General features: G+C 35.5%; 8 protein-coding genes and 2 pseudogenes. 7 read left to right on the top strand and 3 right to left on the bottom strand.

Going from position 1 to position 12438, the window contains the following annotated elements; all coding sequences use genetic code 11:
- Positions 1 to 3: 3 nt before the first annotated feature.
- The 6 genes from ACE3G9_RS14860 (at position 4) to ACE3G9_RS14885 (ending at position 8258) form a co-directional block, all read left to right on the top strand.
- Complete coding sequence (locus ACE3G9_RS14860) at positions 4 to 1986, top strand: hypothetical protein (protein WP_449219555.1); 1983 nt, start codon at positions 4 to 6, stop codon at positions 1984 to 1986.
- A complete protein-coding gene (locus tag ACE3G9_RS14865) occupies positions 1983 to 2444 on the top strand; it encodes a hypothetical protein (protein ID WP_449219556.1) in 462 nt (153 codons plus the stop codon). The genes ACE3G9_RS14860 and ACE3G9_RS14865 overlap by 4 nt, the downstream gene beginning before the upstream one ends.
- A 226-nt stretch (positions 2445 to 2670) precedes the next feature.
- Entirely contained in the window at positions 2671 to 3291 is a 621-nt protein-coding gene (locus ACE3G9_RS14870) for a hypothetical protein (protein ID WP_449219557.1), read from the top strand.
- A 78-nt stretch (positions 3292 to 3369) separates the two neighbouring features.
- Complete coding sequence (locus ACE3G9_RS14875; protein ID WP_449219558.1) at positions 3370 to 4965, top strand: hypothetical protein; 1596 nt, start codon at positions 3370 to 3372, stop codon at positions 4963 to 4965.
- On the top strand, positions 4958 to 5821 hold the full coding sequence (locus ACE3G9_RS14880; RefSeq protein WP_449219559.1) for an ABC-three component system middle component 1: 864 nt from the start codon (positions 4958 to 4960) through the stop codon (positions 5819 to 5821). The genes ACE3G9_RS14875 and ACE3G9_RS14880 overlap by 8 nt, the downstream gene beginning before the upstream one ends.
- Positions 5814 to 8258 carry an AAA family ATPase gene (locus tag ACE3G9_RS14885; protein ID WP_449219560.1) on the top strand — a complete coding sequence of 815 codons (2445 nt, stop codon included), beginning with the start codon at positions 5814 to 5816 and terminating at the stop codon, positions 8256 to 8258. Before ACE3G9_RS14880 ends, ACE3G9_RS14885 begins: the two co-directional genes overlap by 8 nt.
- Positions 8259 to 8807: 549 nt before the next feature.
- Here the strand turns inward: ACE3G9_RS14885 and ACE3G9_RS14890 are convergent.
- Positions 8808 to 9752 (bottom strand): annotated as a pseudogene (locus ACE3G9_RS14890) (ChaN family lipoprotein).
- Between the two features lie 211 nt (positions 9753 to 9963).
- On the opposite strand from ACE3G9_RS14890, the gene ACE3G9_RS14895 reads away from it, so the two are divergent.
- Positions 9964 to 10713 (top strand): endonuclease, encoded by a 750-nt coding sequence (locus tag ACE3G9_RS14895; protein WP_449219561.1) that lies wholly within the window; start codon positions 9964 to 9966, stop codon positions 10711 to 10713.
- A gap of 18 nt (positions 10714 to 10731) precedes the next feature.
- Here ACE3G9_RS14895 and rlmA read toward each other — a convergent pair whose 3' ends face one another.
- Together rlmA and ACE3G9_RS14905 are read right to left on the bottom strand one after the other, a co-directional pair.
- The gene (gene rlmA / locus ACE3G9_RS14900) at positions 10732 to 11562 is read right to left on the bottom strand and encodes a 23S rRNA (guanine(745)-N(1))-methyltransferase (RefSeq protein ID WP_449219562.1); all 831 of its coding nucleotides are present in this window, start codon (positions 11560 to 11562) and stop codon (positions 10732 to 10734) included.
- Between the two features lie 510 nt (positions 11563 to 12072).
- A pseudogene (locus tag ACE3G9_RS14905) lies at positions 12073 to 12318 on the bottom strand (PaaI family thioesterase); the annotation flags it as partial.
- Positions 12319 to 12438: the final 120 nt, after the last annotated feature.

Here is a 12438-nt window from a genome sequence, read left to right on the forward strand (position 1 = left end):
TCTATGTCTGAAAAGCTTATACAGCTTCGCCAAAAACTTGCTGAAAATCCGTATGTGACGTTTGACTCTGAAGGGAAAGGCAAGTCACGTGTCTTTGATGTTGAATGGGATTTTCACTCGCTCAACCAGAACAAAAAAACAATCTCTTTTGTGCAAATTGATGAGAAATACCGACATGACGTTCAATCTTACCTCTATACGCTGATGCAATGGCAAAAGAAGAAATCAAGCTCCGACTCATGTGCAGCGGTTAGTACACTGATAAAGAATAGAGATAAATTAAAAGCCCTCGCAACACGTTGGGGAAAGAGTGAATTCAGTTTGCTTTCGAGCGACCGAGAATGGAAAAAGTGCGCCACAACATTACAAGGCTTTGGCAATATTGAGTCTTGCAAAAGCCTTGCCTCTAGTATTAATGCGCTGAATAAAGCAGGTCTTGTAACGCGTTATGTCCATAAACGAGAGTATATAAAGTGGGTTCAACCTGATGCGGGGCAGGGGCAAGCAATCGCATTTCCAGAAGCTATCTACGCTAATATTTTACAGACTGTTGTTAAGTTTGTGGAAACCTATCACCCATATCGCCATCATATTTCATCTGCTATGGAGAAGTTTTACGCTTATCAGGATGAAATGGTCGATTCTGAGCTCAAAGCACTAGGCGTAAGTGTTCTAAATGAGGATCAAAGGAAGATATTATCTGTGAGGATGTGTCGAGTAACAAACAATTGGCCTGAGCGAAGAGCCATTCCTAATTTTTCATTTTACAGGCGCGGAAATTGGTTAGGTAGATTGCTCAGGATGTGCTTTATCTGTGTGGGTTTGTTTTCAGCCGCCCGAAAGGAAGAGCTGCTTTCCATGAACAAAGATAGTTATGACGACTCAAAGGCTGCTATTCCAAAGGTTACAGGGTTTTCTACAAAGGGAAATAAGGGCGAAAAGAATTATACAGCGTGGAATACCGCCCCTATTGCAAAACTAGCATTGGAATTGGCCTTTGATGCTACACAAGCAGCGAGAGGGTATTCGTTAGAGCAACTGGATGTCGGTTATCAAAGTGGTTTGTTAACCAAAGACCAATATAATGCTAGGAAACAAGACCTTAAAAGTGCCTTCATTTCTTCTGATATTCCTTATGTTACTGAGCTACTCATAAATAAATCATCGCTAAAATTCAAGGTTGATGGAGGTGGTGATGCCTTGAATATGAAAGAGTTCAACATTACTGCAACTTCTGAAGACGTTGACGAGTTCGACCTATTAAATCCTGAACGAGCAGGCAGCTTAAAAGTCGGAGGCGGTTTACCAAGGCTTAGTCCACATGATCTACGGCGGAGTTTTGTGGTCTTTATGGTGAAGAATAGGCTAGGCAACGCACTTACAGCAAAATACCAACTTAAACACCGCAATATTAATATGTCCAACTGGTATGCGAATTATTCTGAACTGGCACGTACCAACCAATTGTTGATGGATACTCAGTTAATGAGTGAGTTTGAGCAAGCCATTGAAAGTTCAGCGGTAGACGCATGGGATGATATATACAATGTATCGGATATCCTAAGCGGTGCAGAAGGCGAGCGAATAGCCAAAAATAAAACAGAGCGGCTAGCACAGGGTGAAGAGATAGTTATGTCCCGAAGTGAATTGTTCGCTTTGGTAAGGTCTGGTGACAAATCCATTGTGTTGCTTCCTACTGGGGGATACTGCACCAACCGTAATTGTGAACGCCTTTGCTCACTGATGGATATTGTTGAAGCACCTTGTGAGCATAAGATTATAACTGATAAAGCGGCCAAAAGGCTTTCAAGAGAGCGGGACAACCTCATTGCTTCATTCAGGGCAATCAATGACATGGGTGATTATGCTAATGAGTTGATTCTGGATGCCAGAAAAAAGAAGATTCAGTCTATTGAACCAACTCTAGTCAAGCACAACATTCGTTTTGTTAACTTCAATGATGAAATTAAGGCGGTGTGGTCATGAAAGTAGAGTATAAGGCAACCTGTAAGGCCGAGGGGTTACTGGTCAATGCATTTCAGCGCCTATTAGATGGTAAGCCAATTCATGTAAAAGCGACAGGCAAGCTCACGTTAAACCGAATAAATAATGAAGCCCAGCTTGGCAATAGCTACGTCCATAAGTTCAAAAAGTTCGTGGCTTACGCTAAACCTGTTATCGATGGATACAACCTTAACCGCGATAAGGCGATGACAACAGGCTTAGATATTGAGTTGGAGGTTCCTTTTTCTGAGCTTGGTAGATTAAAACACGAATTAAAAAAAGCCAATGAGCTTAAGGATAAATACAGGGTAGAACGAAACAATGCAGTTGAAGCCAGAAAATTGTTAGAGGCTGAAAATGCTAGGCTCCGTTTTAGGGTGTTTGACCTTCAACAAGAACTGTTAGATGAAAACGAAGTTGTGACATCAATAAGTTCCTGAATTGATAACTAACTACAACAGACAAAAGCAATCAAATCCATGTACCTGCGACTCATACTGAAACTTTCCATAGTTCTATATCGAAACTCTCTTTCGATTCACACAACAGGTTGATGTTAGTTGAGTTTCATAATGAATGGCAGCAACATAGGCAGAAATCAAACACGGAGATATTCCATCTATAGAGTGTTATGTGATTAATGGAGTTACGGAGATTTAATTCAGTATGAGTAATGAAGTATCAGTTGCTGAAATCGTTGTAGGCGAAGCAAAGGTCAGTTTTGAAATCCCAACTAGTTTGTACAAAATAATTTCAGAGCATGCAAAGTCAAATGACTTAAAGTTGTACAGTTATAATGCCGAACAAATTATCGACATACTAAGAAGTTTCGTTCCAGAAGATAAAAAGCCACCGACACATCGGCAAGAGTCTTATGCTAAGTCAATTGCTAAAGCATTAAATATCGAACTGTCAGATGAAGTACTGAGTTCTAGTGAATCCTGTAGTGAATTTCTTGATACTTACTCTGAAAAATACCAAGAACTAAGAGCAAAAATTGCGAAATTTCGCTCAAGGAATAAGACTCTAATTTCTACTGCAAATCGAGTTGGACGCTGGTACTCAGCTAAACTATTGCTTGAACAAGGAACGCCGATAGAAGAGGTTGCTGAGCAGTTTGGAGTTAAACCGTTAACAATAGAAAAATATATCATCCAATTCAACGAGTGGTTCTGCGTGGCTAGTTCGGATGGGACATATGACATAGTTCAGCGCTTAATTAAAAGACAAAGTGCTGGTGAGGATATTTATTCCTTATACGGCGATAATCTTGAGTCGAATGTCTAACTAAAAGGTGTCAATCAAGCCGGTGGCTATTCTGTCGCTACATCGCACATTACCCAATAGGATTGAATAACTAATAAAATGGAATATAAACAATTTAAAAGCCCATTGTTTGATGCAACAGCGAGTTGGAACGGCTTTTCTTATCAAGGAAAGGTGGGACTTTATGTATGTTTAAAGCTTATTTCTAATGCTTTGACTCGAAATGAAAATATTGATGAATTTTGCAGTAAATATAGTATCGAATTCGAATGGTTAGAAGATTTTTCTATACTAAAAAATAATCAGTACCAAAGTCATCATCAAGTTAAACATTATAATGATAGTAAATTTAGTACTTATATAGACGCTATTGTTACCATTCTGTCAAGACAACAAGGACGTATATCTGAAAATGACTTATTTAATTATGTTTCTCATTTCTCTCAGGGTATCAATGAAATAATTGATAAAAAAGAATACATTGATGAATTAATCAGTAAATTGCTTAAATATGAAGTTATCGATAAAAGAAGATTTATACTGAAAAATGAAGTTTCAAAATTAGATGGTTACAATTGTGATGTGGTAGTCGCGGTAAATAATTATTTAAATGATTTTTTAAAGATAAAAGGTCAATACTTAAATGGAACTATTTATGTACACACATCAAAAAATATAATTGCTCCTAATCAAGACTTGTCAGAATATGTAGACATAAAAAAATCGAAAGTAGATATAGATAATTTTTCAAAAAGAACGCTTAAAAATAAAAATGTTGTATGCTCATTTGACAATAACCCTGACTACGATCTAGCTCTTGATGATGAAGAACTGAATAATGAGTTAAGGCGCTTGTCTAAATTTATTTTGAATCATCAAAATCCAAACCTAAATATCACTCAAGATCTCTTAACTATTTATGTAGCTGCAATAAAAGATAAAATTGATAAATATGTTGCAGAGAGGCACGAAGACCTAAAAAATGATGTAACGGTAAGGTTAAGTGAAAAAGTAAAACGAAAATTATCTTTTACTAATATTTTAACATACCTAAGAATGGAGGTGATTGATGAATCTAAAAATGACTACTGGGAACTAATTTGTCGTCAAAACTTTGAAAATGCTTATCAAAGGCAAATTTATTCATTAGGTAAGGAAGACTTAGCTGAACGCAATAACCTCAGTAGACACTATATATCGACTTATAATAAATATATAAAACAAGGAAAGTTAGCATTTCTTTTAAGAGCATTAAAACCTCACCTATCTATTTGCACCAATAAAAGTAACTACTATCATCAGCATATTGCCAATGAAAATGATATTAGTACGGCTTTTTTAAGTTTTCTTGAAAATTTACATATAGAACACAATGACTGTTTCTTGTTCCCGCAAAATGGTAAGAACTTTCGGGCAAGTACTATCAGCGTCAATCATTCAAACAAACGTCTATCAGAACAAGCTATTACAACTCTCAAATTAGATTTCAAAGACCATTTGATTTATTTAAATAAAGATACTGATTTTATTGTTATCGATTCACCTAGTAACTTGGAGTTTTCAGGTCGTCTAGAAAAATTCGTAGAAGTACCTAACGTATTAGACTATGAAGTTACAGGTAAACCACATATAACCTTACCTAAAGATATCACTTTTGTTCATTATGAATTAGCACAGGAAAAATTAAATGAATAAGGATTTTCTTAAAATAATGTCTAAATTATTACAAGAACTAGAATTACATGCGGGTATGTTAAGTTTAGATGAAGATAGTATTACAACATTAAAATCACAAAATTTAATCTTAGTAAGAAGAGGTAATGTAGGAGACTATTTTTTAATCGCAGAGATCCAGGAGTCTGAATTAAATTCTGTAAATCGTGATCTGCAAACTAGTTTAATGTTGCGACTAAATAGCTTGAACTCTGATACGGATATTAATAATTTACAACCGTTAAGTGGTGTGTTGAATTTAAATATAGACAATAATTACGAGAAAAATACAACTTTATTGTTATTTGTTCAGCAAGAGAATAATGTTGATAAGTTGGTGTCAAAAATAACTGAAGTAGAAGAAGATGAATACTTTTTTAAAAAACAAGTAGTACTGCTCTCTGCTGAATTTCTAAGTAAGTTGGGCAGTGAAGTATCCAAGTCAACGGATTTTGAGGTAATAAAATATTTGCAAGATCTCATGAATAATACTATTAAGTTTAAACAGTTCATGGAAAAGCCAAACGCTGACACTTATTACTCAGGATGCGCCCAGCTGTTTGAGAAATTGCCATTTTTGCACATGATTGTAGAAAGCTCTGAGTCTAATTCTTTACAGAATATGATTGACAGTGAAATCGCTGAAAATTCAGAAATATACGGTATTACAAGTAATCCAGATGCAGAGGACGATAGTACTCTCACGATCTTATATAAAAATCTCAAGGACATTAGCGAAGCCGCGTTGAAATATGCTTCAAAAGCAGAACATGATAATGTCGAATTAGAAGCAGAGGCACTGCTAACTGAAATACAAGGAAATAAAATTAATGAATGATTTTAGAATCGGTCGCTTGCTCGTTAAGAATTTTAAATCCTATACGAAAGAATTCTTCCTTGATTTTTCAAATAAAGATTTAATTATTCTAGATGGTCCTAATGGGTTCGGGAAAACAACAATATTCGATGCTATCGAAGTAGCACTGACTGGCACCGTCAGTAGATTTAAAGATTCCAAAATTCTTGATAAGAAAACAAAAAATAAGAATATGTTGATATCATCGAATGGGGTCGATGGTGCTTCCGCTTTCATAGTTTTAGAATTAATCGATGATAATAATTCATTGATTATCGGGGCTTGTATAGAAGCTAAAAAGGGAAGAAACAATGAATGGTCTGATCATATTTCTCGCGGAATCCTAAAATCTTGGCCGGATAATGTGGATTATATATATTCTGAAATAGAACAGGGAAATGATGATATAGTTGAACTGTTGAAGGAAGCATTGAGTTTTAAAGAAATAAATAAAATGTTTACCGTTTCCAATTACATTCAACAAGAAGAATCTTTACATTTTCTTAAGCTCGATGAAAAATCTAGATTTAAACAGATAGATCACTTGTTTGGTATCAACGAGGAAAAAAAATCGTTAAATAAATTAGATGGATTAAGAAATGTAGTTTCATCTAAAATAAAAGAATTGGAAGATGAGAAAATAAGTAAAAATGCAGAAATCAAAGATCTTATAACTGATGAGGGTGTATATGCTGAGATTAGATTATCTGGAAATTCGATAAAGCAGATAGATAAAAAAACAATAACAATTGAAGAAATAAAAAAATATAAAGCCGCACTTGAGGAATGCAAGAAGATATTATCTGATGATGGAAGAAATAATTGGAAGCTTATTAAACAAAGATATGAAATCAAATCATGGCTAAAGGATGAGAATAAAAATTTAATAAAAAATTTGCTTCTTTTTAGTAAAACCTCAGACTTTTCCTATGTTGAATCACTAAGCAAGCATATCCTCTGGGTTAACAGTACCATCAATAAAAACGATGATTACAGTGAATTGAAAGATTTGGATGTATCTGAAGAAATCAATATTACAGAGGATTTGTTACAAAAAATAAAAAAATATTTCAAAGTTCTATATGAAGTAAATGAAGTTTCTATCAGTAATTATAACGTTCTTATCAATGCACAAAGTACAACTGAACAACTTTTAACCAGTATAACCAATTCAAGTGAAATGCTGATGAAAAAGTTAAATAAATATTGCGGAGAAGAAGAAGATATTATTGAGAATTCGAATCACAGAGAAGAGGTCAATTGTCCATTATGTGGACAATCATATGATGATTTAATCGAACTTAATAAAGCATATATAGAGCAAAAAGCTGCTTTTGAGACGTTAAAAACAGATACAGGTAAAAATGTACAACTGGCTTATGACAAAGTTATAGATGAGTTGATTTCACCTGTGATACAACGAAGTAAAAAGCGATTTGATAAATATAGTCATTTTAATGATGACTACAAAAAAATATTGAGAGCACGCCAGCTTAGTAAAGATAGTTTTGATGAAATGCTAGAAACTAAAACTTGGTTCGATGATAACCTACCGAAATATAGTGAATATGCCTGTCCTAGCTTATTTTGTGTAGATTACTTTGTTGATAAGAAATATACGGAAATTAAAGTTCTTTTGGAACATTTAGATAACGAGATTTCAGTTAAAGTAGATGACGAATTCGAGAAGATTAAAACCAAATTGGATGTGATTGGTATAAATGCGAATGTAGAAGTTGCTGATTGGCCTTTTTCATTAGAAAATGTTACGAATGACATTCAATACATGGAAAATCAAATTAAACTATTAAATAATGAAAAATACAAAAATTTAAAGAACGAAATAACGGGATATGAGACCGATTTAATCAATTATGGAAATATATTAAATGCATTAAATCATGGGTTTGATATATATAAGAAGAATATATCTCGCTATGAAAAGGAGATAGCTAAAAAAATACAAATACCCTTTTATAATATTAGCAGTAAGATCTTGCAAACAAGGCTTGAATCAGGTAAGCCAGCCAGTGGTGTTATTTTGGAAACACCTGATAAGCTGAGCAATAATGGGTATTATCGCTTTTGTTCAAGTATGGGAGCTGAACATGACGCTTGGAGTACAATGAGTTCTGGTCAATTAGCGGGAGTCATTATTGCTTTTATGCTTGCGATGAATAAAGTGTTTCCTACAGGGTTAAAAACGTTATTAATCGATGACCCAATTCAAAGTATGGATGACATCAATATGGCATCATTTATTCAATTGTTGAGGGAAGAGTTTAAGGGCTATCAAATTATAATGTCTACTCACGAAAGTAGAATTGCAAATTATGTATCTTATAAATATCAAACATCTGGCTTAAGCCCTTTGGCGATCAATTTAAAAAATGAGAAGAGAAATAGGGAGTTAATTTAATAGTGATTGGCTAGAAGAGTCTACGGCTTCCTTAGCCAACTCGCGTAGGTTAGTTCATATGAAGAGAAGATCAACTGCGTAATATCATATCGCAAAACGTCGGATTCGCTTCGTTTATCACTACCTAACATATAGAAAAAATTGAGCTTCGTTAAGAGCAGATCAGCTTAACTTAACACTAGATAGCACAAGTATAAAATTTATGTGTACGTTTCTTCTTGCACAGATCTGTTCTTCGTCCTTGAATTACTTTTGTTTACAAATGCATTCTAGGTATTGGATGATTGCGTGCATACGATGTAAAAGAGTATCCGAAGGAAGGTTTTGTTGTTGGTGTGACTGATTGCCAAAAGTCTGAGTTTGCCTTGTTTAGTCTGTAGTAATAGTTGAGAATTTCGGAGTGATTTTCTCAAGTGTTGGTTAGATAGAGTGCTTTTTGTTGGGAAAACCATGAACCCATTGGTATTGCTGGTCTCTCTCATGATCCATAAAAACAAAAATTAATTATTGGATATTTTGAACCATCCCAACCGTAAATAAATGGATCAATTAATTGCATTCATAGCGTTTTTTTCTCTTAGATAACTCTTTATAAGCGGCGAATTGATTAGATTGTTGAACGTAACGTTTTGGAAGTGTGGTCACTTGCAATAAATAGTCATTGCCATTTGGGATTAACTCAAAGACAGGGGTGATAATGATGACCTTTAAACTTGAGTTGAGTTGCTTGATTTGAGTCGCTATACCTAGTCCATTTTCAGTATGAAATTTTCCTGCAATATGCACAATTTTTGTATCGGGGTGCTGAGATATATAATCTACAATACTCTCGGCCATGGTTGCATCCCAAGTTAGTTGAGACGCATATAAATTTTCATGTTTATTGGGCTGACCATGGTGCATGGATGCCATAAACTTTTGCTTATATTCTGAATCACGCGTATCTAAATTTTTAGCCACATATTGTCGCTGATCTGGCTCTAACCTCCCTAAATAATCTAAACCTTCTTTTGCGATACATTGAACTATGGGTTTTGGTGCATTGGCAGCAATAACATCCAACCGGTTTGTTTTTGCGATTTCAACCAATGGGCGATAATCACTTTCATAATTCGGCCAAGCTTTTGCTTGTTGTATGAGGGTTTGTTCACCAATTTGGTCGGTTAAGTACTTATTGAGAATCGGCTGGGCATCACGACTAAATTGCTCCATAGAAAGAGCTATACGTGTTTGCTTTTGAAGAAGGGTATGTAAAAAATCTGCCTGAAAGTGATGTACACCAGAATGAGTATGTCATTCACCGATTAAAATTACGTCAGCATTAGTGAACTCTTGTTGCCATTCAGACAAAGGTAGAGGAGAGAGAGTTGCATTGTATAACTGATAATCATAAAAGTGGGAAATAGGCTTTGTATTAGAGGTCATACTGCAACCACTTAATAACAATATAATGATAATGAATTTAAAATGAAGGAATGGTGAATGCTGGATCATAAATTGCCTATATCTAGTACTATTTTTGCCAATAATACCAGATAAATACAAATGAGAACTGTTTTTATTTGGTTTTTTTAATGGATTCTCTCAAAACTTGGATCATCACAATCTAGTCTTTTACTATTTTTTTCTGATAAATTTGTTAATAAAAGTATTAGAAAAGTATTAAAAGGCACGTAAAATAGAGACTTCAATTAGGAAGTCTCAAATGAAAAAATGGCCATTAATAGCGTGTGTGTTGTTTTCGTCGGTATTGTTTACTAATGGAGTTTCCGCAACCCAGAACACGCAAATAGATTCGTTTTCAAAAGCAAAACGATTGCTGATGAAAAATGTTTATAACAAGACAGAGATGCGTAAAACAGTCTACTGTGACGCTAAATTTGATGAAAAAAAGCAAGTAACACTGCCTCAAGGATTTAATGACTCCTTGTATACTTCACGCTCTAAGCGAGTTGAATTCGAACATATCGTACCTGCTGAAAACTTTGGCCGTGCATTTAAAGAGTGGCGAGAAGGGGATGGACAATGCGTGAGTAGCAAAGGTAAGTCGTATAAAGGCCGTAAATGTGCAGAAAAAGTAAACCATGAATATCGATTAATGCAGGCTGATGGCTATAACCTATTTGCCGCAATCGGCAGTGTTAACGCATACCGTTCTAATTATAATTTTCAGATGATGTCTGGCACCCAAAGTGATTTTGGATCGTGCGATTTTCATGTTGAAGATAGAAAAGCTCAACCACCACAACAAGCACGTGGTTTAATCGCTCGTACTTATTTATATTTTGATATGACTTACTCACAGTTTCGTTTAAGTAAGCAACAAAAGCAGCTATTTACCGCTTGGGATAAGCAATATCCGGTGAGTGTGTTTGAATGTCAGAAAGCGAAAATAGTAAAAAGTTATCAGCACAACAGTAACCCTATATTAGAAGAGCGTTGTGCTGCTTTGTAGGCCTAAACGTTATTGATATTAGTCATCTTTTTTGCGATAAACTCGTAAAATAAAATCTGCCTCACAATCAAACTGTGGGGCATTTTGTAATTGTACTTTTATTTCTTCTGAAGCCTTCCAAGCAAACGGCGTCATCTGGAGTAAATCTTCCGCTTCACTACCTATCATTGTCATTTCATAATGCAGCTTTTGTTCTTCTAGTAGCGCAAAGCCTGCAATATTCTCTGGTGACTCATCATGTAATCTTACGTCTTGATAAACCAGTTCTCGCAACTGATATAAATGGCGAGCAGCAGGGGTAACCGTAATAACTAGCCCATGCTCTGTAGTCGTTCGTTGCAGTTCTTGATGATCACATGGCGCGTAGATACGTAAAATGGCATCGAGTGAGTGATCTGCAAAGGGTAATCGATGGCTAGAGGCAACACAAAATTGCATCGTTTGATGGTTGTAGCGTTTTGCTGCGTAGCGAATGGCAACTTTAGAAATATCTAATCCATAACAAGTAGTTGCTGAGTTTTGTTTCTGAAGTTGTTGTGCTATGTAGTGAGTGTAATAACCTTCGCCGCAACCTATGTCTAGTAATTGGTGAGAAGTTTTGACTAGGTGCTTTTGGCACAATTTAGCTACTGCTTCACGCATCGGGTGGTATTGCTCAGATGCTAAAAAGCGACGTCTAGCTTGCATCATTTCTGCATTATCACCCGGCTGCTTAGAGCGTTTATGCTGTACCGGCATTAGATTAACGTAACCTTCTTTCGCACGATCAAACTGATGATTATGAGTGCAAGTAAACCCATTTTGAGTAGCGTTTAAAGTGTGATGGCAAAGAGGGCATTGATAGGTCATACAGGGTCATTCTTGTTAGTCATTTGAATGTGGAGTATGGCATGGAGTATAAAACCAAAAAAGGGGATTAGATTAAAAAGTTCTGCTATCTGGTGTCGAAGATCTAGCACTATACTGATATATTATATACCCAAGTGACTTCAAAACGCAGAATTCAGAGCTATCTTCCAAACTTTAAAGCAAGGAAGGTTGGCGAAGGAATGTAGGCACCTTTCAAGTCAATATGACGCTACCTATCTCTTATAAAAAAGAAGGGGTATAAATGAAGATCCTAAAGGGTACTTAAAGCTTGTTTTATTCTTACTGACATTTGCATATTGAAGTGACTTGGATATAAATGCTATCAGTATTCTTCAGCATTTGAAGTCGCTTTGTCGCCAATTATTAGTTAGCATTATTCTCTACATAGTAATAGGTATAAGGTTATAGTTTATTTTTGTCGAAACAACTTATAACGCCTTACTATGATGCTCAAAAAGTAATGACGAAAGCTCAAAAGGCCTTAAGAGTTTACATGAATTTTGCTTCAGCCTTTGAGACGCATAGCCCATCATAAAAGATACGGCTTTGCATAAAATAGATACCTCGCTTGCTCTTTATACAATGAGCTTTAACCTCAATGAGTGAATTCAACGAAATTGGTTTGATGAAGCGAACATCCAGTTTGGCGGTCATTGCGCAAACATCGTGAGCAAACAGACAATGTGTCATGGCTGCATCGTGTAAAGCGGCAATCGTACCGCCCTGCATGACACCGTTGGTATGACTCCCACTGTCAAGTAGAGCGCAAAAATTCTACCCATTTATTTTGGGCATTCTTTCTTTAAAAAAGAGATAGTGTTAACGCATTGCTCAAGCAAGCACTTTCGTCGGTTT

The sequence above is a fragment of the Vibrio sp. E150_018 genome, from assembly GCF_053544035.1.